The organism is Cupriavidus pauculus, assembly GCF_008801835.1.
GTDB lineage: Bacteria > Pseudomonadota > Gammaproteobacteria > Burkholderiales > Burkholderiaceae > Cupriavidus > Cupriavidus pauculus.
On the sequence record NZ_VZOW01000040.1, the window covers coordinates 1 to 19,910 of the forward strand.

A 19,910-nucleotide genomic window follows, 5' to 3' on the forward strand; every position below is an offset into this window, starting at 1 on the left:
CTGGGCCCGCAGCTGCCGCACCGGCCGCGCCAGCTGCCCCGGCTGCTGCCGCCGCCCCTGCCGAAGCCGCGCCCGCCGCAGCGCCGGCGCCGGTTCCCAATAAGGGCGATACCGCCTGGCTGCTGGTAGCCACTGCCTTCGTGATTCTGATGACGCTGCCGGGTCTGGCGCTGTTCTACGGCGGTCTGGTGCGCTCCAAGAACATGCTGTCGGTGCTGATGCAGTGCCTGATGATCTTTTCGGTGGTCTCGCTGCTGTGGGCCATCTACGGCTACAGCTTCGCGTTCACCGAAGGCAACGCATTCTTCGGCGGCGTGGATCGTCTGTTCATGAAGGGCCTGAACGCCGATGCGGTGACCGCAACCTTCAGCAAGGGCGTGGTGATTCCGGAACTGGTGTTCTTCGCCTTCCAGTGCGCCTTCGCGGCGATTACCTGCGGCCTGATCATCGGCGCCTTCGCCGAACGCGCCAAGTTCTCGGCCGTGCTGGTGTTCGTGGTGCTGTGGTTCACCTTCGCCTACATCCCGATGGCCCATATGGTCTGGTTCTGGCCGGGTCCGGACGCCTACACCGATGCCGCCGCCGGCGCTGCCGCCACGGCCAAAGCGGGCTGGCTGTTCCAGAAGGGCGCGCTTGACTACGCAGGCGGCACCGTGGTGCACATCAATGCTGCCGTGGCTGGTCTGGTCGGCGCGTTCATGTTCGGCAAGCGCATCGGTTTTGGCCGCGAAGCCATCCGTCCGCACAGCCTGACGTTCACGATGGTCGGCGCCTCGCTGCTGTGGTTCGGCTGGTTCGGCTTCAACGCCGGTTCGGGCCTGGAAGCCAACGGCGGCGCTGCGCTGGCCTTCGTCAACACGCTGCTGGCCACCTGCGCCGCAGTGGTGGCGTGGACCTTCGGCGAATGGATCGGCAAGGGCAAGCCGTCGATGCTGGGCGGCGCCTCGGGTGCGGTGGCTGGCCTGGTGGCGATCACCCCGGCTGCCGGCTTCGTCGGCCCGATGGGTTCGATCGTGATGGGTCTGATCGCCGGCCTGCTGTGCCTGTGGGGCGTCACTGGCCTGAAGCGCATGCTGGGCATGGACGATTCGCTGGACGTGTTCGGCGTGCACGGCGTGGGCGGTATCGTCGGCGCGCTGCTGACCGGTGTGTTCGCGGCGCCGAGCCTCGGTGGCGTGGGCATCTACGACTACGTTGCCAACAAGGTGGCCGACGACTACTCGATCGCCGGCCAGGTCTGGATCCAGTTCGAAGGCGTGCTGACCACCATCGTGTGGTCGGGCGTGGTGGCCCTGGTGGCCTACAAGCTGGTGGACATGCTGATTGGCCTGCGCGTGCCGGAAGAAGAGGAGCGCGAAGGTCTGGATATCACCTCGCACGGCGAGACCGCCTACGAAGTCTGATATCCGCGACAGTGTTGTGCTGGAGAGCTGATTGGGAATCTTCTCTCAGGAGTTTTGCCCCGGCCTTGCGCCGGGGCTTTTTTATGTCCGGCGCAATCTGTCCACATTGGCAGAGTCGACAGTCAAACACGTGTCAGTATTCGCAGGGTGCTTAAATCGGATCTTAAAAAGTCTCAATTGTCTTTGTCTGGGAGCGCGCATAGAGTGCCATTGAGGCAGTTTCCTCCACCTGCAGAACGCTCCCCGTATCTGTCAGGCCATTTGAAAGCGCGGCGCCACGCCGCGCTTTTTTTTGCGCCCAGCCATGCGCCCAGCCATGCGCCCAGCCATGCGCCGAGCCATGCGCCCAGCCGCGCCAGCGTTGGCCGTGTGGGGTTTGAAATCGGCGGATCGACCCCATATCCGCTTCCCCTGCCACCGGTCGGCGCATAAGGTTATGCAAGGCTCGTAAGCAGGCCGGAGGCCGTTCCCTTACAATCGGGGCGGACAATAAAGCTGATTCCTAGGATGGATATGGTCCCGCATCTCATCACCGCGCTGAACGGTCCGCTGCTCGAACTGGAAAAGAAGATCCTGGACGCGACGCCGTCCATCGAGCGCTGGTTCAGGCTGGAATGGCAGGAGCATACTCCGCCGTTCTATTGTTCCGTCGACCTGCGCAACGCCGGCTTCAAGCTGGCTCCGGTCGATACGAACCTGTTTCCGGGCGGTTTCAACAACCTCGCCCCGGAAATGCTGCCGCTTGCCGTGCAGGCCGCCATGGCCGCGATCGAGAAGATCTGCCCGGACGCCAAGAACCTGCTGCTGATTCCCGAACGTCACACCCGCAATATGTTCTATCTGCAGAACGTCGCGCGGTTGTCGCTGATCATGCGTCAGGCCGGGCTCAATGTGCGGCTTGGCTCGCTGTCGGAAGAAATCACCGAACCGACGCCGATCGAGCTGCCCGACGGCCAGACGCTGGTGGTCGAGCCGCTGGCGCGCCTGGGCACCAAGGGCCGCCGGCTTGGCCTGAAGGATTTCGATCCGTGTTCGATCCTGCTGAATAACGACCTGTCGGCAGGCATCCCGCCGATCCTCGAGAACATCAACGAACAGTACCTGCTGCCGCCGCTGCACGCGGGCTGGTCGACGCGCCGCAAGAGCAGCCACTTCGCCGCGTATGACGAGGTAGCCAAGAAGTTCGCCAAGCTGATCGATATCGATCCATGGATGGTGAACCCATACTTCGCGCGGACCTCCGGCGTGAACTTCCACGAGCGGATCGGCGAGGAAGAACTGGCCGATGCGGTGGAAGGCGTGCTCAAGAAGATCGCCAAGAAGTATCGCGAATACGGCATCAAGGAAACGCCCTATGTCGTGGTCAAGGCCGATGCCGGCACGTACGGCATGGGCATCATGACCGTGCGCGATCCGTCCGAGATCAAGGGCCTGAACCGCAAGGAACGCAACAAGATGAGCGTCGTGAAGGAAGGCCTCGAGGTCTCCGACGTGATCATCCAGGAAGGCGTGCATACGTTCGAAAAGGTCAACGAAGCCGTTGCCGAGCCGGTGGTGTACATGATCGACCGCTATGTGGTCGGCGGCTTCTATCGCGTGCACACAGGCCGTGGCAACGACGAGAACCTGAACGCGCCGGGCATGCATTTCGTGCCGCTGGCGTTTGCGCCGAACGGCATTCCGGACAGCCACGCCAAGCCGGGCGCGGCCGTGCCCAACCGCTTCTACATGTATGGCGTGGTGGCGCGGCTGGCGTTGCTGGCGGCGTCGGTGGAGCTGGAAAAGACCGATCCGAATCCGATCCTGTAACGCGCGGCGGGCCGCCCGCATGCCGCACGCCCCCGATCCGGCGCGCCCAAAGCCGCGCCGGACGTCTCTTACCTGACGCCACGAGCCATCATGCGCATCCTGTTCATTACCGATCCGCTGGAAACCTTCAAGACGTACAAGGATTCCACCTACGCCATGATGACCGAGGCGGCGGCGCGCGGGCACGAGCTGTATTTCTGCCTGCAATCGCAGCTGTCGCTGTCGGCCAACGTGGTGGAAGCGGTGGTGCGTCCGCTTGATCTTGTCGACGATGGCAAGGACTGGTTCCGGCTGGGCGAGGCCGCGCTGACGCCGCTGGCCACTTTCGATGCGGTGTTGATGCGCAAGGATCCGCCGTTCGACATGGAGTACGTCACCAGCACGTGGCTGCTGGAACTGGCGGAAAAGCAGGGCGCGCGCGTGTTCAACAAGCCGCAGGCCATCCGCGATCATTCCGAGAAGCTGGCGATCGGCCAGTTTCCGCAGTTCATCACGCCGACGCTGGTCACGCGTGATGCTGGCCGCATCCGCGCGTTCCACGCCGAGCACCACGACATCATCGTCAAGCCGCTCGACGGCATGGGCGGCATGGGCATCTTCCGCGTGGGTCCGGACGGCATGAACCTGGGGTCGATCGTCGAGACGCTAAGCGACAACGGCGCGCGCACGCTGATGATCCAACGCTACATCCCGGCGATCAAGGACGGCGACAAGCGGATCCTGCTGATCGGCGGCAAGCCTGTGCCTTATTCGCTGGCGCGCATTCCGCAAGGCAGCGAGATTCGCGGCAACCTGGCCGCCGGCGGCATCGGCCGTGCGCAGGAGCTGAGCGCGCGCGACCGCGAGATCGCCGAGACGCTGGCGCCGGGACTGTGGAAGCAGGGCCTGTTGCTGGTGGGACTGGATGTGATCGGCGACTACCTCACCGAGGTAAATGTGACGAGTCCGACCTGTTTCCAGGAAATCGCCCAGCAGACCGGGTTCAACGTGGCCGGCATGTTCATCGACGCACTGGAGCAGGCCGTCGCCGCCGATCGTCGCTGATCGGCGATCATTCGATGCTGGGGCGCCACAGTGCGGGCGTTCCGCATAAACACGCCGGGAGGCCGTAAGGCTGCCTGCTACAATTCGTGGCAGTCCAACGGATTCACCATCATGGCAGGAATATTAATTATCGCGCATGCGCCGCTTGCATCGGCGCTGCGCGATTGTGCTGCCCACGTCTACTGCGGGCAGCCGCCGCGGCTCGAGGCCGTCGATGTGGTGGCCGACGCCGATCCGGCCGCCGTGCTTGCCGAAGCGCGCCGCTGCCTGGAAGCCGTTTGCGAAGAGAATGGCGCGCTGGTGTTGACCGATATCTTCGGCGCCACGCCGGCCAATATCGCCGCCAAGCTCGCCGATCCGGGGCGAGTCAAGGTGCTGGCGGGCGTCAATTTGCCGATGCTCGTGCGGGCCATCTGCTACCGCACCGAAAAGCTTGACCAGTTGGCCACCAAGGCGCTCGCCGGTGGTGCCCAGGGCGTGCTCCAGGTGGGCACGACAACCGTCCAGAATCAAACCGCTAATCATCCCGACAAATATGCTGCAGAGGGACACCACCATCATCAATAAGCTCGGGCTGCACGCCCGTGCCTCCGCCAAGCTCACGCAACTGGCGGGCAGCTTCAAAAGCCAGGTAAAAATGTCCCGCAACGGTCGCCAGGTCGACGCCAAGAGCATCATGGGCGTGATGATGCTGGCCGCTGGCATCGGGTCGACGGTCACGCTGGAGACGGAAGGTCCCGACGAGCAGGAGGCGATGGACGCGTTGCTGGCGCTGATCGCCAACCGTTTCGGCGAAGGCGAATGAGCTCCGGCGCTACAAGCAGTATTCCTTAACGTTCCTGACGGAGCGGGTCATGCCCTTTGCCTTGCACGGCATTCCGGTTTCGCGTGGGGTCGCCATCGGGCGCGCCCACATCCTGGCGCCGGCTGCGCTCGACGTATCGCACTATCTGGTCGACGAAGACCGCCTCGACGCAGAAGTCGAGCGCCTGCGCGCGGCGCGCGCCACGGTGCGGGCCGAACTGCGCACGCTCAAGCGTGATCTGCCGCGCGAGGCGCCCGAGGAAATGGGCGCGTTCCTGGACGTGCACGCGATGATCCTCGACGACGAGGCGCTGTCGCGCGAGCCCGAGCAGTTGATCCTCCAGCGCCGCTATAACGCGGAGTGGGCGCTGACCACGCGCCTCGAGGAACTGATGCGCCAGTTCGACGAGATCGAAGACGAGTATCTGCGCGAGCGCAAGGCCGACATCCAGCAGGTGGTTGAGCGGATTCTCAAGGTGCTGGCCGGCGCACCGGTCCTGGCGCCCGCGCCGGTGCCCGCGCTGGCGCCGGACGGCGAGGCGGCGCCGGGCGTGATCGTGGTCGCCCACGACATCGGTCCGGCCGACATGCTGCAGTTCAAGCACACGATTTTCCACGGCTTCGTCACCGATCTGGGCGGGCGCACTTCGCACACGGCGATCGTGGCGCGCAGCCTCGACATTCCCGCCGCGGTGGGCGTGAAAAACGCCAGCGAACTGATTCGCCAGGACGACTGGATCATCATCGACGGCGATGCGGGCCTGGTCATCGTCGATCCGTCGGCCATCATTCTTGAGGAATACCGGCACCGCCAGAGCGAGCGCGCGCTCGAGAAAAAGCGCCTGCAGCGGTTGCGCCATATGCCGGCTGTTACGCTCGATGGGCTCGAAATCGAGCTGCTGGCCAATATCGAAATGGCCGAAGATGCCGGCGCCGCGCTGGCCGCCGGCGCGGTGGGCGTGGGCCTGTTCCGCTCGGAATTCCTGTTCATGAACCGGCGCGACGAACTGCCGGACGAGGAAGAACAGTTCCAGGCCTATCGCAATGCAGTGGAGGCGATGCACGGGCTGCCGGTCACGATCCGCACCATCGACATTGGCGCCGACAAGCCGCTGGACGGCATCACCAGCGATTTCGAAACGGCCCTCAATCCTGCGCTTGGACTGCGCGCGATCCGCTGGTCGCTGTCGGAGCCGACCATGTTCCTGACGCAATTGCGCGCGTTGCTGCGCGCGTCCGCGTTCGGCCCGGTCCGCCTGCTGATACCGATGCTCGCGCACGCCAGCGAGATCGACCAGACGCTCGAATTGATCGCGCAGGCCAAGCGCCAGCTCGACAGTCGCGGCCAGCCCTATGATCCCGGCGTCAAGGTCGGCGCCATGATCGAGATCCCGGCCGCCGTGCTGATACTGCCGCTGTTTCTGAAGCGCATGGATTTCCTGTCGATCGGCACTAACGACCTGATCCAGTACACGCTGGCGATCGACCGCGCCGACAACGCCGTGGCCCACCTGTACGATCCGCTGCATCCGGCGGTGCTGCATCTGATCGCGCGCACGATCCGCGATGCCAACCACGCCGGCGTGCCGGTGGCGGTGTGCGGCGAAATGGCCGGCGACCCCGCCATGACTCGTCTGTTGCTGGGCATGGGACTGCGCGAGTTTTCCATGCATCCGGCCCAGCTGCTGCGCGTGAAGCAGGAGGTGATTCACGCCGACTGCGAGCGCCTGCAAAAGGCCGTCGATCAGATCCTGGCCTGCTACGAGCCCGAGGAACTGGGCGCAGCGCTGAAGATGCTGACCACGTAACCCTTTGGTTTAAAGGGTTTTTTGCCGCGCCCCGAGGCATGGACGCCACAAATCGGCGCCGATAAGTGATGGATAAAATCCTTTGCAGAGGGTCGGTTGCCGGTGCTGTGCAGCGCGATTCCCTTCTTGTTTAATGGGAATTGTTATCATTTTCGATCTCTGATATTCTGCCTCTCATCGCGAACGGCATGCCGGTGCCGTCGCTGTCCGAGGAGGCTTTTGTGTACGTTTGCATTTGCAACCAGGTTACCGACCATGAGATCCATGGCGCAGCTCATCTTGGCGTGACCACGCTCGACGAGCTGGCCGAAACGCTCGGTGTGGGAACCTGCTGCGGCCGTTGCCGCGACTGCGCGAAACAGGTGCTGTGCGAAGGCGTGGCCGCCGTGCAGACCATGAAGGCTTCGAAAATCTCGACGATTCAGGTGGTCGAAATATCGACCTGTTCGTCTGCTGCGTCACATGCCATAATGGACGCTCGTGACCCGGCAGTCGCGAACGACCAGCGTACCGCGCTGGTCGCCTGACTCAGGAAGCGTTCCACCGAACAACGTGTGGTTTCAGAAGCGCGCCAGGATGTTCATCCGCGGCGCGTTTTTTCGTTTCCCGATATCACCACCATCCGAGGGCCGGGTTCGTTGTTGTCTGTAACCGGAGCCCCCGTATGAAAGGTGACAAGAAGGTCATCCAGCACCTGAACGCTCAGCTCAAGAACGAGCTGACCGCGATCAACCAGTATTTCCTGCACGCGCGCATGTATCGCCATTGGGGCCTGAAGAAGCTCGGCGATGTCGAATACAAGGAATCGATCGGCGAAATGAAGCACGCCGACCGCCTGATCGACCGCATCCTGATGCTGGACGGACTGCCGAACCTGCAAGACCTGCACAAGCTGCTGCTCGGCGAAGACACGCCCGAAATGCTCAAGTGCGACCTGAAGCTCGAGCAGACCGCGCACCAGACCGTCAAGGAAGGCATTGCGTACTGCGAATCGGTCGGCGACTACGTCAGCCGCGAAATCCTGGTCGATATCCTTACCGACACGGAAGAGCACATCGAATATCTGGAAACGCAGCTGGACCTGATCGACAAGGTTGGTCTGCAGAACTACCTGCAGTCCCAGATGGAGCCGGGCGAGCAATAAGCCTGGCTAGCCGCCGCCCGCCGCCTGCGTTTCCGGGCAGCGGATGGTTCGCGGCGTGGTGCGGATGGCGCCACGCTCACGCATCGGATGAGGCAATAACCTTTCTCATTCGGATTCTTGTCTCCATCCAGTCGTTTTTCGCTGACATTGGCGATCCCGCGAGGAGGGCTCCGACGCGGGATCGTCAGGATCCGGCAACGTTCCCCGGCCACGCGCCAGCCGCCTCCAGCCTCAGTGACTTTCCCCGCAGACCTCGCAGTCCGGCGTACGCGCCAGCCGCATCGTGGTCCATTCCATCGTCATTGCATTGACCATTAGCAGGCGCCCGGACAGCGTCTGGCCGACGCCGGCCAGCACCTTTAGCGCTTCGGCCGCCTGGACAGTGCCGACCATGCCCACCAGCGGCGCGAACACACCCATCGTCGCGCAGGCCGCTTCCGGCGCGGGCTCCGACGGAGGAAACAGGCAGCCGTAGCAGGGGGCATCGGTCTGGCGCAGGTCATACACGCTGACCTGACCGTCGAAGCGCAGTGCCGCACCCGATACCAATGGCTTGCGATGTTTCAGGCAGGCGCGGTTGACCGCCTGGCGCGTGGCGAAGTTGTCGCAGCAATCGAGCACCACATCGGCACCCGCCACAAGGCCATCGAGTTCGGCATCGCCGACGCGCTGCGACACCAGCTCGACATCGATATCGGGATTGATGCGCAGCAGACCTTCCCTGGCCGACTCCACCTTGGGCCGTCCGACATTGGCGGTGGTGTGGAGGATCTGGCGCTGCAGGTTGGTCAGGTCGACATCGTCGTCATCGACGATCGTGAGGTGCCCCACGCCGGCGGAAGCCAGGTAGGGCATCGCGGCCGCGCCAAGACCGCCCGCGCCGACGACCAGCACGCGGCCGGCGAGCAAGCGCTCCTGGCCTTCGATCCCGATCTCGTCGAGCAAAATATGGCGCGAATAGCGCAGCAGCTGGTTGTCATTCATGGGTCATCTGCAAACAAAAACGGCCCGCCGGTGCAATACCGCGGGCCGCAGGCAGCTCTCTGCAAGCGCCGCCGCCGCACCGTAGCGGGCGGCGGCGCGGCTTGATTACTTCTTGCCGGTCGGCGTGCCCAGCGGATCGCCCATCGGTGCGCTGGCGGGCGGCTGGCTGGCCGGCTGCTTGGACGGCGCGGGCTTAGCGGCCGGCTTGGCCGCAGGCGTCTTGCCGGACTTGCCTTCCTGCTTTTCTTCCTTGGTGTCGGGCTTGCCCGCCGTGCCGGTCGCTTCGAGGCGCGATTTGGAGCGCTGCACCGGCTTGCCGTCGAGCTGCGCGATCGCTTGCTGCAGCATGAAGTCGTCGGCCGAGCCAAATTCCACTGGCTTCTTCTTGCGTTCCTTCTCGCGCTCTTCCGGCGTCTTCTTGGCGTTTTCTTCCTCCAGGCGACGCAGTTCGTCGACACGACGTTGCTCGCGCTCGGCCATTTCGGGTTCTTCCGATTCCTGCTTGTTGTGCAGATGGCGCTCCGTGTCGATTTCGCGCGTGATCAGCGCGTCGTCCGGATCGCCTTCAGGGTTCTGGTCGACCGGGATATCGGGGCGAATCCCCTTGGCCTGGATCGACTTGCCCGACGGCGTGTAGTAATACGCGATGGTCAGCTTGATGCCGGTGTCGTTGGTCAGCGGACGCACGGTCTGCACCGAACCCTTGCCAAACGTGGTCTTGCCCATGATCAGCGCGCGCTTCTGGTCCTGCAGCGCGCCCGCCACGATTTCGGACGCCGACGCCGAATAGGCGTTGGTCAGCACGATCATCGGCAGCTTCTTGAACTGCGGCGGCAGGTCCTTGAGCGGATCCTCGTCGAGCGACGACAGCCGGTAGTTGTTGAACGACGCCTTGTAGACGCGCTTGGCGTCGGGCACTTGGCCGTTGGTGGAAACCACCGTCGCATCTTCGGGCAGGAACGCCGCCGCAACGCCCACGGCGCCCTGCAGCACGCCGCCACCGTTGTTGCGCAGATCCAGGATGATGCCCTTCAGATTCGGGTTCTTTTCCGCCATCTCCTTGAGACGACGGCCCAGATCGGACACGGTGCGTTCCTGGAAGCTCGTCAGGCGCACCCAGCCGATCGTGTTGTTGTCGAGCATCTTGGTCTTGACCGACTGCACGCGGATCTCCGCGCGCGTGATCGAGACCGGGAACGTGCGTTCCTCGCTCTTGCGGTAGATGGTCAGCGTGACCTTGGTGCCGGGCTCGCCGCGCATGCGCTTGACAGCCTGTTCCAGCGGCAGGCCGCGCACCGGCTTGTCGTCGATACGCGTGATCAGGTCGCCCGGCTGGATGCCGGCGCGGAAGGCCGGCGTGTCCTCGATCGGGTTGATGACCTTGACCAGGCCTTCTTCCTGCGAGATTTCGATGCCAAGGCCGGCGAAACGGCCGCGCGTGCCTTCCTGCAGCTCCTTGAAATCCTTCTCGTCGAGGTATGCCGAGTGCGGATCGAGGCTGGCGACCATGCCCTTGATGGCTTCGGTCAGCAGCTTCTTGTCGTCGACCGGTTCCACATACTCGCGCTTGATCTGCCCGAAGATGTCGGACATCAGCCGCAATTGGTCCAGCGGCAACGGCCCGGAGGCATTCTGGGCGGTGGCCGAAATCTGCAGCGTGGCCAGCACGCCGGCAACGACGCCGACTGAGACGAGGCTAATGTTCTTGAGCGTCTTACGCATGAGGGCAGCCTGAACGTGTGAGGATTTTCAAGGTGAAATCCGTGCTGGCCGGCGGGGCTGGCCGGCACGGATTTGACCGACAGTATAAGAGGGTGCGCAGAAAAAGACCTGCGGGCCACCTGCGCATGGTGTGGCTGGCCACACTGACGGCGCGCCTATCCGGACGGCAAACGGACCGGCGCGCGGGCGCACCGGTCGTCAGCCGGCCTTGCCCTGGTTGGCCACGGCCGCCAGCGACGCGGCGATCGCGTCCTGGTCGCCCAGGTAGTAATGGCGCAAGGGGCGCAGGTCGGCGTCAAGCTCGTACACGAGCGGCGTGCCGTTGGGAATGTTGAGGCCGACGATGTCGTCATCCGAAATCTGATCCAGGTACTTCACCAGCGCGCGAATGCTGTTGCCGTGCGCGGCAATCACAACGCGCTTGCCGGCTTTGATGTCCGGAGCGATCGATTCGTTCCACAACGGCATCACGCGGGCCACGGTGTCCTTCAGGCACTCGGTCAGCGGCACTTCGCTGCGCGGCACGTTGGCGTAGCGTGGATCGTTGAACGAGGCGCGTTCGTCGGTCGGCTCCAGCGCGGGCGGCGGGGTGTCATAGCTGCGGCGCCACACCAGCACCTGCGCATCGCCATACTTCTTGGCCGTTTCGGCCTTGTTCAGGCCGGCCAGCGCGCCGTAGTGGCGTTCGTTCAGACGCCATTCATTGCGCACGGGAATCCACATCAGGTCCATTTCGTCCTGCACGTGCCAAAGCGTGCGGATGGCGCGCTTGAGCACCGACGTATAGGCCACGTCGAAGCTGAAACCGGCTTCCTTGAGCAGTTGGCCGCCCTGCTTGGCCTGCGCGATGCCGGTGTCGGTCAGATCGACGTCGACCCAGCCGGTGAAGCGGTTTTCGAGATTCCAGGTGGATTCGCCGTGGCGGATAAGAACGAGCTTGTACATGCTGCTTCCGGGTAGTGAGTGACCTGCGGCGCCATGGTGCCACGCGACGGGGGCATGGGCGGCCGATAAATATCGGCGCTGGCGCGAAACCGCGTATTTTATAATGCCGCCGACCCAACCCAACGGAATGCCAACGTGAATTTCTTCGCCGACTATAACAACCTGGCCCTGATCGCGATCGCCGTGGTCTCGGGCGGCCTGCTGGCCTGGCCGCAAATCAAGGCCGGAACCGGCGGCAAGCGCGTCAATACGGCTGCGGCCACGCAGCTGATCAACAAGCGCAACGCAGTAGTGGTGGACATCCGCGATGCCGCCGAATTTGCCAAGGGCCATCTGCCGCAAGCGAAGAGTGCGCCACTTGCCGATATCGCCAACCGCGCCGCTGGTCTTGCAAAGGACAAGGCGACCCCCATCATCGTGATCTGCCAGACCGGCCAGCGCTCGGGCAAGGCCCAAGCAGCGCTGAAAGAAGCCGGTTACAGTGAGGTCTACGCGCTGGATGGCGGTATGGCCGCCTGGCAGCAGGCCGGCCTGCCGGTCATCAAGTAACGAAAACAGCCCCATTGAACAAGCAGTCGCGGCGCGGTACTGCCCTGGGCGGACCGCGCCGCTGTGTTTTGCTTTTTTTGCAGTCAAGGAGATCCCGCATGGCCCGCGTCGTCATGTACAGCACGGTAGTGTGTCCCTATTGCCAGATGGCCGAGCGCCTGCTCAAGCAGCGCGGCGTGGAAACGATCGAGAAGATCCTGATCGACCGCGAGCCGGGCAAGCGCGAGGAGATGATGAGCCGCACCGGACGCCGTACCGTTCCGCAGATCTACATCGACGAGACCCATGTCGGCGGCTTCGACGATCTGTCGGCGCTCGACCGCCAGGGCGGGCTGACGCCGCTGCTGGCCGCCTGACCCCGCCGCGGCGGTGCCGCGCGGCTAAGACGATTCTGATAGTGCCGGAGCCGGGTGAATTCGCCATCGGCGTCATGTACCATATGCGCTTTCCAAACAGCCGCCGGAGGCCTTCGCCGCCGGCAGCGCATGGCGCATCGCGCGCCCAAACCGATCCATCCGGAAGCCTTTCATGAGCGACCAGCAACAAGCCACCCAGCAGGAAGACCAGCCCTTCTTCAACATCCAGCGCGTGTACCTGAAGGACATGTCGCTCGAGCAGCCGAATTCGCCGGCCATCTTCCTCGAATCGGAAGCCCCGTCGGTCGAAGTGCAGGTGAATGTGGGCGCCGCCCAACTGCAGGAAGGCATTTTCGAAGTCGTCGTGACGGGCACCGTGACGACCAAGGTGCAGGACAAGGTCGCCTTCCTGGTGGAAGCCCACCAGGCCGGCATCTTCGATATCCGCAACGTGCCGGCCGAACAGCTCGACCCGCTGCTGGGCATCGCCTGCCCGACCATCCTCTATCCGTACCTCCGCGGCAACATTGCCGACGTCATCACGCGCGCCGGTTTCCAGGCCATCCACCTGTCGGAAATCAACTTCCAGGCGCTTTACGAGCAACGCCTGCAAGCCGCCATGCAGGAAGCGCAGGCCCAGGCTGGCGATTCCGGCATCGTGCTGCCGGACGGCAGCCAGGCGCGCCACTGATCGGAACTTCGGTTTCGATGTGTGCCAGACGGGGCTTCGGCCCCGTTTGGTGTTTCTGAAGTCCACGGGCGTCGCTCGTCCCGTACATACTGTCTTCATGACAGCGCAATTCGCCGAACTGCCATGAATCTGACCATCCTTGGCGCCGGAGCGTGGGGTACAGCGCTTGCCAGCCATGCCGCCTCCGACCATCGCCACGATGTGATGCTCTGGGGCCGCGATGCCGACCAACTGGCCACCATCGCCGCGACCGGCATCAATGTCGCGTACCTGCCCGGCGTGGCGCTGTCGGCGCGGCTGGTTTGCCAGCCCGATTTCGATCGCGCCGTCGATCACGCGCTTGCCGATCCCCAAGGGCTGCTGATCGTCGCCACGCCCGTCGCCGGGCTGCGCGAAATGACTCGCCGGCTGGCGGCGCGGCGCCGCAACGCGCCACTGTCGATGCTGTGGCTGTGCAAAGGCTTCGAGGCCGACACACACGCGCTGCCGCACCAGATGGTGCGCGAGGAACTCGATGCCCTGGGTATTGCGCAAGGGGACATCGAATTTGGCGTGCTGACCGGCCCCAGCTTTGCCAAGGAAGTGGCGCAGGGCTTGCCCTGCGCGCTGACGGTGGCCGGCACCGCGCATGTGCTGGCGGACCGCGCGCAGGCGGCGTTCCACCATCACGCCATGCGCGTCTATGGCAGCGACGATTTGATCGGCGTCGAAGTCGGCGGCGCGGTCAAGAATGTGCTGGCGATCGCCACCGGCGCGAGCGACGGGCTCGGCCTTGGTCTCAACGCGCGCGCCGCGCTGGTGACGCGCGGCCTGGCGGAAATGACGCGGCTTGGGGTGGCGCTGGGCGGCCGCTCGGAAACCTTCATGGGGCTGGCCGGCGTTGGCGACCTGATCCTGACGGCCACCGGCGACTTGTCGCGCAACCGCAAGGTAGGGCAGCAACTGGCCGCCGGCAAGACGCTGGAGCAGATCCTGCACGGACTTGGGCATGTGGCCGAGGGCGTGCGTTGCGCCAAGGCTGTCGCCGCGCTGGCGGCGCGGCATGGCGTGGAAATGCCGATCACGCGCGCTGTCTGCGCGGTCCTGTTCGAAGATCTGCCCGCCGCCGATGCCGTGGCGCGCTTGCTTCAGCGCGACGCACGCGATGAATGATCGTCGGATTTTTCTCACCCGCGCACAAACAACCTGAACAGTGCTTTCCCGCCGCCAAGCCATTCTTGCGCTCGTCGCATCCCCCGCAGCCGCGCTGCGTCCGGCGCAGGCCGTCGCCGATGACTGGCCCAGCAGGCCGATCCGCATGGTCGTGCCGTTTCCGGCGGGTTCGTCGCCGGACCTGATCGCGCGCATCGTCACGGAAAAGCTGGCGCTTGCACTGGGCCAGCCCATCGTGATCGAAAACCGCCCCGGTGCTGGCGGCAATATCGGCACGGGCGCCGTGGCCAAGGCCGCGCCCGATGGCTATACGTTGCTGTTCACCATTAACGGTCCGCTGGTCACCGCGCCTTCGCTGTACCGGCATCTGAGCTATGACCCAATGAAACAGCTGGCGCCGGTGACGCTGGTTGCCACGTCGCCCAATGTGCTGGCGATCGATGCGCGCCTGCCGGTGCACAGCCTCCGCGAATTCGTCGCGCTGGCCAAAGCCAAGCCCGGCGCGTTGAACTATGGTTCGGTCGGCAACGGCAGTGCAGCCCATCTGGGAATGGAGCAGCTCAAGGCAATGGCTGGCATCGACTTGCAACACGTGCCTTATCCGGGATTTCCGCAGATCACCACGGCCATGATCGGCGGCCAGGTGCAGGCCGGCTTCATGGTGCCTGCCATCGCCATGCCAATGGTCAATGCGGGCAAGTTGCGCCTGCTGGCCGTGACGTCGACCGGCCGCACGGCTGTGCTGCCGTCGGTGCCGACGGTGGCCGAATCGGGTTATCCGGGTTTCGAGGCGATCTCGTGGCAGGCCATTCTCGCGCCGGCCGGCACGCCTGCGCCGATCGTCGATCGGCTCTATCGCGAACTGGTGAAGATAATCGGCAGCGACGACGTGCGCGAGAAAATGCGTGCGCAATACTTTGTGCCGGCTGGCACCGCGCCGGCGTCGCTGCGCCAGACGATGGTCAGCGAGAAAGCGCGATGGGACAAGGTGATCCGCGCTGCCAATGTGCAGCCGGAAAATTGATCAGGCGCCGCCCGCGAATCCGTTCTGCCGCCAGGCTTCGAAGACCACCACGGCCACCGTGTTGGACAGGTTCAGGCTGCGATTGTTGGGCCGCATTGGCAGCCGGATGCGCTGTGCAGCCGGAAACCATTCGCGGCGCTCGGGCGACAGCCCGCGCGTTTCAGAACCGAACACGAACCAGTCGCCCGGGGCAAAGCTGACCTGACCGAACGGCGTCGAGCCATGAGTGGTCAGCGCGAACATGCGCGCCGGATCCGGTTGTTCGGCGGCCATCAGCGCGTCCCAGCTGTCATGCACGCGCATCGTTGCGTACTCGTGATAATCCAGGCCCGCGCGCCGCATGCGGGCATCTTCGAGCGGAAATCCCAGTGGTTTGACCAGATGCAACTGCGCGCCGGTATTGGCGCACAGGCGAATCACATTGCCGGTGTTCGGCGGGATTTCGGGTTCGACAAGGACGACGTTGAACATGGGCTGAGGACTCAAAAACCGGAGCGCAGCTTAACCCGTACGGCACCCGGTGTCACGGCGTGCGAAGTGCCGGCAGCGCCGTGACGCGCGCTACGCCGTGCGCCTTGAGCACCCGTGCGGCCTCGCGCAGGGTGGCGCCTGTGGTCATCACATCGTCGACCAGTCCAACGTGCCGCCCGACCAGCGATGCCGTGGGATGCACCGCAAACGCCCCCTGGACGTTCGCCCGGCGCGCATCCAGATCGAATTCGCGCTGGCTGGCTGTATGGCGATGGCGCACCAACGCAGTGGCCATGGCTGCGACGCCCAACTGCCGCGCAAGCGGCCGTGCGATTTCCCATGCCTGATTGAAGCCGCGCTCGGCCAGACGCGCTGGCGACAGCGGAATGGGGACGATCAAGTCCGGCGCGGCGCCGGATGCCTGCACACAGCCGGCCAGTTGCGCGGCGATCCAATGCGCGGCCGGCAATTTGGCGCCGAACTTGAGCCGCTGGACCAGCGCGTCGAAAGGATCGGCATAGTCGCCCAGCGTAAGCGTTGCGTCGATGGGGTCGTCGTCGGCGCAAACGCCGCAGTGGCCTCCGCCGGGTAGCGCGCAGCGCGGACATCTGGGCGCGGCGTGTCGCAAGGCGCCGGCGCAGGCCGCGCATACGACATCGCGCTGGACCGCCGCGCACAACAGGCAGGCTGATGGCAGCAAGGCCGACCATATCGACAGCCGCCCCGTCGCGGTGGGCGGCGCCGCTTCCGGCGTCACGCGCGCGACTGCATTCCGTGCCCGTTCCGGCGCCGCCTTGCGCGTGGGCTGCGCGCCGGCAGCCATCGGCGGGCGCGCGTATACTTCGGGTCCGGTCGGCCCGCGGTGCGTGCGACGACCGTCCGAAGGTGCGACACTTTGCCGCACTGTCCGCCGATTGGTTTCTTTCCGTCCTGCTTGTCCGTGTCCCTGCATGCCACCGATTCCCCTGATGCCTGGTTGCCGCCCGCGCGGCTGACCCGGCTTGCTTTCGACCGCCGCAGCCCGCGCTTCGGCCAGCTTGATTTTCTGCTTGGCGAGATTGGCCAGCGCATGCAGGAGCGCATGGAGGTGGTCAAGCTGTCGCCGCGCCGCGCGCTCGATATCGGCTGCGGGCATGGACAGGGTCTCGCGGGATTGCGTGCGCGGTTTCCCGACGCGCAGATCGCCGGTCTCGATATCTCCGGCGCGATGCTCCAGCAGGCGGGACAGCGCGATCCGCAGCGCCGGCCCGGCTGGATCGGACGCCTGCTCGGCAAGCGTCCGATGTTCGACCTGGTGCAGGGCGATCTTGCCACATTGCCGTTTGGCGCCGCCAGCTTCGATCTGTTGTGGTCCAACCTCGCGTTGCACTGGCATCCCGAACCGCACCGCGTGTTTCCGGAGTGGCATCGTGTGGCTGCCGACGATGGGCTGGTGATGTTCTCGCTGTTCGGCCCCGACACACTCAAGGAATTGCGCGCCGCGTTCGCGCAGGTCGATCTGGATGCGCATACGCTGCGCTTCGTCGACATGCACGACATTGGCGACATGCTCGTGCACAGCGGCTGGTCCACCCCTGTGATGGACATGGAAACGCTGACCGTCACTTACGAATCGGCTGAAACGCTGTTGCGAGAAGTGCAGGCGTTCGGCGGACTGCGCCGCCCGGGCAACGCGGGTTTGCGTGGCAAGGGATGGCGCCGGGCCGTGCTCGCGGCGCTCGATGGTTTGCGCAACGCCGATGGCGTGATCCCATTGACGTTCGAGATTGTCTACGGCCATGCATGGAAAATTCCGCCGCGTGGCAAGCAGGCGACGGACGATCTGGGGCGCGCGATTATTCCGGTCGACAAGATCGGGCGGGCGCGGCCACGCAGCTGACGGCGCGCGACATCGCGTTTGCCGCCCCGGTTGGCCGACAATCGGGGCGCATCGTTTGTGTTGCCTATCGGCAGCGCTTGCCTGATGCACAAAAAAATCGGGAAGGCAAGCACTGCGGTCAAATCCTATGTTGTTCAGGTATGCGAAGCGCCATATAATGGGCCGGTTTGTCGCAGTGGTCCCCTGGCACAAGAACGCATCCGGAAGGCACTACGCACGTGCTTGCCTGACGCGGGTTTCGTCCCGGGTGTGCATCCGATGCAGAGTGGTTGGCGATGCAAGACTTGGGTATCGCATTCCAGACGGCAGTAGGTGACTCCGGCGGAAATCTCGACGGACGCACCCCCTTGCCGAGCAACGACTGGCTGATGAAGCGCAATTGCTCGCTCTCTCCACGCCAGGTCGGCTGGTTCTACTTCTCCATCGCATGTTTTTCCATGTCCATCGCGGCGTTTCTTGTCGCCTGGCATGGGGCCTGGCTCGTGTTGCCGTTTGCCGGCCTGGAACTGATCGGGCTGGGGATTGCCCTGCTGGCGTATGCGCGCCATGCGGCGGATTATGAACGCGTGAGTGTGACCGACGGCATGCTGGTCGTGGAGACAGCCAGCGCCAGTCGGGTCACGCGGGAAGTATTCAATCCACAGTGGGTGCGGATTGAACTGGGTGAATCGTTCCGGGCGCTGGTGGTCTTGCGGTCGGGCAAGCGCACCGTGCGGGTGGGGTGTCATCTGGACCCGTACCGGCGGCGCAAGTTCGCGCAGGAGCTCGCGGCGGCCTTGCATGGCGTTCCGATCGGACGCGATGCGGGGCAGGGCGGGGACAGATTTGAATCTGTAAATTGGGTAGATAAACAATGAAAATGTGGAAGAAGGCATCCGCAGCATGTCTGGCAGGCGCGTCCCTGCTTGTCAGCCAGGCGGCCTCCGCGGTCAGTGACATGCCGGGCGGCCCCGCCGTGCGGCAACTTAATCTGGCCGAACCCGTTACAAAAATCGCCGAACAGATTCACTGGCTGAACTGGATGATGCTGATCATTTGTACTGTGATCTTCATCGCCGTGTTCGGCGTGATGTTCTATTCCATCTTCAAGCATCGCAAGAGCAAGGGCGCCAAGGCCGCGTCGTTCCACGAAAGCATCACCGTGGAAGTGATCTGGACCATCGTGCCGTTCCTGATCGTGATCGCGATGGCGCTGCCGGCCACCAAGACCGTGGTGGCGATGAAGGACACCACCAATTCGGACATCACGATCAAAGCCACCGGCTACCAGTGGAAGTGGGGGTATGACTACCTCAAGGGCCAGGGCGAGGGCATCTCGTTCGTGTCCACGCTGACCACGCCGCGCGAGCAGATCAACAACCAGCAGGAAAAGTCGAACACCTACCTGATGGAGGTGGACAACGAACTGGTGGTGCCGGTCAACAAGAAGATCCGCATCGTCACCACCGCCAACGACGTGATCCACGCCTGGATGATTCCCGCCTTCGGCGTGAAGCAGGATGCGATTCCGGGCTTTGTGCGCGACACCTGGTTCCGCGCCGAAAAGACCGGTATCTATCGCGGACAGTGCGCAGAGCTGTGCGGCAAGGAACATGCGTTCATGCCGATCGTGGTGCGCGTGGTGTCCGAACCCGAATACGCGAAGTGGGTCGACGACAAGAAAAAGCTGATGGCGGCCGCGGCGGACGATCCCAACAAGACCTGGACGCTCGACGAAATCAAGGTGCGCGGCGAAAAGGTCTACGCGGCGAATTGCGCGGTCTGCCACCAGCCGACCGGCAAGGGCGGCGGCGCGTTCCCGGCGCTTGACGGCTCGAAGGTCGTCAACGGCCCGAAGGCAGGCCAGATGCATATCCTGCTCGAAGGCAAGGGCGGCATGCCGTCGTGGAAGCAGTTGTCGGACACCGAGCTGGCCGCGGTCATGACGTACACGCGCAACAGCTGGAGCAACAAGACCGGCGAAGTAATCCAGCCGGCGGACTTCTCGCAGGCGCGCGCCGGCAAATTCCCGGAAGGCGGCGGCGCACAAGCCGGCGCCGGCGATGCGGCGCCCAAGGCCGCCACGCCGACCACGTCCAACGACAAGCAGGCCAGCCTCGCGGGTAACCGCGTCGCAGGCTGACCC

21 protein-coding genes are annotated in these 19,910 nt (G+C 64.3%); 16 read left to right on the forward strand and 5 right to left on the reverse strand.

Annotated elements, in window-relative coordinates:
* The 8 genes from amt to bfr all read left to right on the forward strand — a co-directional run.
* A partial coding sequence (gene amt, locus F7R19_RS25745) for an ammonium transporter (protein ID WP_282959946.1) occupies window positions 1-1,403 on the forward strand: 1,403 nt, incomplete at its 5' end.
* Between the two features lie 513 nt (window positions 1,404-1,916).
* Complete coding sequence (gshA, locus tag F7R19_RS25750; RefSeq protein WP_061957274.1) at window positions 1,917-3,212, forward strand: glutamate--cysteine ligase; 1,296 nt, start codon at window positions 1,917-1,919, stop codon at window positions 3,210-3,212.
* Between the two features lie 90 nt (window positions 3,213-3,302).
* Window positions 3,303-4,256 carry a glutathione synthase gene (gshB, locus tag F7R19_RS25755; RefSeq protein ID WP_150982470.1) on the forward strand — a complete coding sequence of 318 codons (954 nt, stop codon included), beginning with the start codon at window positions 3,303-3,305 and terminating at the stop codon, window positions 4,254-4,256.
* A 111-nt stretch (window positions 4,257-4,367) separates the two neighbouring features.
* Window positions 4,368-4,823 (forward strand): PTS sugar transporter subunit IIA, encoded by a 456-nt coding sequence (locus F7R19_RS25760; RefSeq protein WP_061957273.1) that lies wholly within the window; start codon window positions 4,368-4,370, stop codon window positions 4,821-4,823.
* Window positions 4,792-5,061: an HPr family phosphocarrier protein gene (locus tag F7R19_RS25765; RefSeq protein WP_061957258.1), complete on the forward strand. Its 270-nt coding sequence runs from the start codon at window positions 4,792-4,794 to the stop codon at window positions 5,059-5,061. Before F7R19_RS25760 ends, F7R19_RS25765 begins: the two co-directional genes overlap by 32 nt.
* 49 nt (window positions 5,062-5,110) lie before the next feature.
* The gene (ptsP, locus tag F7R19_RS25770; RefSeq protein WP_150982471.1) at window positions 5,111-6,868 is read left to right on the forward strand and encodes a phosphoenolpyruvate--protein phosphotransferase; all 1,758 of its coding nucleotides are present in this window, start codon (window positions 5,111-5,113) and stop codon (window positions 6,866-6,868) included.
* Between the two features lie 221 nt (window positions 6,869-7,089).
* Window positions 7,090-7,395 (forward strand): (2Fe-2S)-binding protein, encoded by a 306-nt coding sequence (locus F7R19_RS25775; RefSeq protein ID WP_061957272.1) that lies wholly within the window; start codon window positions 7,090-7,092, stop codon window positions 7,393-7,395.
* Window positions 7,396-7,532: 137 nt separating this feature from the next.
* Window positions 7,533-8,012, forward strand: a complete 480-nt coding sequence (gene bfr, locus F7R19_RS25780; RefSeq protein WP_061957256.1) for a bacterioferritin — start codon at window positions 7,533-7,535, stop codon at window positions 8,010-8,012.
* Window positions 8,013-8,243: 231 nt separating this feature from the next.
* Here bfr and F7R19_RS25785 read toward each other — a convergent pair whose 3' ends face one another.
* From F7R19_RS25785 to gpmA, 3 genes are all read right to left on the reverse strand, one after another.
* Window positions 8,244-8,996, reverse strand: coding sequence for a HesA/MoeB/ThiF family protein (locus tag F7R19_RS25785; RefSeq protein WP_150982472.1), 753 nt, complete (start codon window positions 8,994-8,996; stop codon window positions 8,244-8,246).
* Window positions 8,997-9,101: 105 nt separating this feature from the next.
* Window positions 9,102-10,718 (reverse strand): S41 family peptidase, encoded by a 1,617-nt coding sequence (locus F7R19_RS25790; protein WP_061957254.1) that lies wholly within the window; start codon window positions 10,716-10,718, stop codon window positions 9,102-9,104.
* A 198-nt stretch (window positions 10,719-10,916) separates the two neighbouring features.
* Window positions 10,917-11,663, reverse strand: a complete 747-nt coding sequence (gene gpmA / locus F7R19_RS25795) for a 2,3-diphosphoglycerate-dependent phosphoglycerate mutase (protein ID WP_061957253.1) — start codon at window positions 11,661-11,663, stop codon at window positions 10,917-10,919.
* Between the two features lie 135 nt (window positions 11,664-11,798).
* Between gpmA and F7R19_RS25800 the strand changes: the two genes are divergently transcribed.
* The 5 genes from F7R19_RS25800 (at window position 11,799) to F7R19_RS25820 (ending at window position 15,435) form a co-directional block, all read left to right on the forward strand.
* Window positions 11,799-12,212: a rhodanese-like domain-containing protein gene (locus F7R19_RS25800; protein WP_150982473.1), complete on the forward strand. Its 414-nt coding sequence runs from the start codon at window positions 11,799-11,801 to the stop codon at window positions 12,210-12,212.
* A gap of 98 nt (window positions 12,213-12,310) precedes the next feature.
* On the forward strand, window positions 12,311-12,568 hold the full coding sequence (grxC, locus tag F7R19_RS25805) for a glutaredoxin 3 (protein ID WP_061957251.1): 258 nt from the start codon (window positions 12,311-12,313) through the stop codon (window positions 12,566-12,568).
* A gap of 172 nt (window positions 12,569-12,740) precedes the next feature.
* Window positions 12,741-13,259 (forward strand): protein-export chaperone SecB, encoded by a 519-nt coding sequence (gene secB, locus F7R19_RS25810; RefSeq protein WP_061957250.1) that lies wholly within the window; start codon window positions 12,741-12,743, stop codon window positions 13,257-13,259.
* A gap of 123 nt (window positions 13,260-13,382) precedes the next feature.
* Entirely contained in the window at window positions 13,383-14,411 is a 1,029-nt protein-coding gene (locus F7R19_RS25815) for an NAD(P)H-dependent glycerol-3-phosphate dehydrogenase (protein ID WP_150982474.1), read from the forward strand.
* A 40-nt stretch (window positions 14,412-14,451) separates the two neighbouring features.
* Window positions 14,452-15,435 (forward strand): Bug family tripartite tricarboxylate transporter substrate binding protein, encoded by a 984-nt coding sequence (locus F7R19_RS25820; RefSeq protein ID WP_150982475.1) that lies wholly within the window; start codon window positions 14,452-14,454, stop codon window positions 15,433-15,435.
* On the opposite strand, the gene trmL is transcribed toward F7R19_RS25820, so the two are convergent.
* Both trmL and F7R19_RS25830 read right to left on the reverse strand, forming a co-directional pair.
* The gene (gene trmL, locus F7R19_RS25825) at window positions 15,436-15,906 is read right to left on the reverse strand and encodes a tRNA (uridine(34)/cytosine(34)/5-carboxymethylaminomethyluridine(34)-2'-O)-methyltransferase TrmL (protein WP_061957247.1); all 471 of its coding nucleotides are present in this window, start codon (window positions 15,904-15,906) and stop codon (window positions 15,436-15,438) included.
* A 52-nt stretch (window positions 15,907-15,958) separates the two neighbouring features.
* Window positions 15,959-16,729, reverse strand: coding sequence for a ComF family protein (locus F7R19_RS25830; protein ID WP_223505640.1), 771 nt, complete (start codon window positions 16,727-16,729; stop codon window positions 15,959-15,961).
* Window positions 16,730-16,846: 117 nt separating this feature from the next.
* Here F7R19_RS25830 and F7R19_RS25835 point away from each other — a divergent pair, with 117 nt between their 5' ends.
* The 3 genes from F7R19_RS25835 to coxB all read left to right on the forward strand — a co-directional run bounded on the left by F7R19_RS25835 (window position 16,847) and on the right by coxB (window position 19,907).
* Window positions 16,847-17,785 (forward strand): methyltransferase domain-containing protein, encoded by a 939-nt coding sequence (locus tag F7R19_RS25835; RefSeq protein ID WP_061957245.1) that lies wholly within the window; start codon window positions 16,847-16,849, stop codon window positions 17,783-17,785.
* Between the two features lie 275 nt (window positions 17,786-18,060).
* Window positions 18,061-18,642 carry a DUF2244 domain-containing protein gene (locus F7R19_RS25840; protein WP_084004015.1) on the forward strand — a complete coding sequence of 194 codons (582 nt, stop codon included), beginning with the start codon at window positions 18,061-18,063 and terminating at the stop codon, window positions 18,640-18,642.
* Window positions 18,639-19,907, forward strand: coding sequence for a cytochrome c oxidase subunit II (gene coxB, locus F7R19_RS25845; protein WP_150982476.1), 1,269 nt, complete (start codon window positions 18,639-18,641; stop codon window positions 19,905-19,907). Before F7R19_RS25840 ends, coxB begins: the two co-directional genes overlap by 4 nt.
* Window positions 19,908-19,910: the final 3 nt, after the last annotated feature.

Bases quoted from the DNA above. Each gene is read 5' to 3' on its own strand.
- trmL (WP_061957247.1), bottom strand. From the start codon at position 15,906: ATGTTCAACGTCGTCCTTGTCGAACCCGAAATCCCGCCGAACACCGGC.
- F7R19_RS25790 (WP_061957254.1), bottom strand. From the start codon at position 10,718: ATGCGTAAGACGCTCAAGAACATTAGCCTCGTCTCAGTCGGCGTCGTT.
- F7R19_RS25815 (WP_150982474.1), top strand. From the start codon at position 13,383: ATGAATCTGACCATCCTTGGCGCCGGAGCGTGGGGTACAGCGCTTGCC.
- F7R19_RS25840 (WP_084004015.1), top strand. From the start codon at position 18,061: ATGCAAGACTTGGGTATCGCATTCCAGACGGCAGTAGGTGACTCCGGC.
- bfr (WP_061957256.1), top strand. From the start codon at position 7,533: ATGAAAGGTGACAAGAAGGTCATCCAGCACCTGAACGCTCAGCTCAAG.
- grxC (WP_061957251.1), top strand. From the start codon at position 12,311: ATGGCCCGCGTCGTCATGTACAGCACGGTAGTGTGTCCCTATTGCCAG.
- F7R19_RS25830 (WP_223505640.1), bottom strand. From the start codon at position 16,729: ATGGCTGCCGGCGCGCAGCCCACGCGCAAGGCGGCGCCGGAACGGGCA.
- gshB (WP_150982470.1), top strand. From the start codon at position 3,303: ATGCGCATCCTGTTCATTACCGATCCGCTGGAAACCTTCAAGACGTAC.
- coxB (WP_150982476.1), top strand. From the start codon at position 18,639: ATGAAAATGTGGAAGAAGGCATCCGCAGCATGTCTGGCAGGCGCGTCC.
- F7R19_RS25765 (WP_061957258.1), top strand. From the start codon at position 4,792: ATGCTGCAGAGGGACACCACCATCATCAATAAGCTCGGGCTGCACGCC.
- secB (WP_061957250.1), top strand. From the start codon at position 12,741: ATGAGCGACCAGCAACAAGCCACCCAGCAGGAAGACCAGCCCTTCTTC.
- gshA (WP_061957274.1), top strand. From the start codon at position 1,917: ATGGTCCCGCATCTCATCACCGCGCTGAACGGTCCGCTGCTCGAACTG.
- F7R19_RS25785 (WP_150982472.1), bottom strand. From the start codon at position 8,996: ATGAATGACAACCAGCTGCTGCGCTATTCGCGCCATATTTTGCTCGAC.
- F7R19_RS25760 (WP_061957273.1), top strand. From the start codon at position 4,368: ATGGCAGGAATATTAATTATCGCGCATGCGCCGCTTGCATCGGCGCTG.
- ptsP (WP_150982471.1), top strand. From the start codon at position 5,111: ATGCCCTTTGCCTTGCACGGCATTCCGGTTTCGCGTGGGGTCGCCATC.
- gpmA (WP_061957253.1), bottom strand. From the start codon at position 11,663: ATGTACAAGCTCGTTCTTATCCGCCACGGCGAATCCACCTGGAATCTC.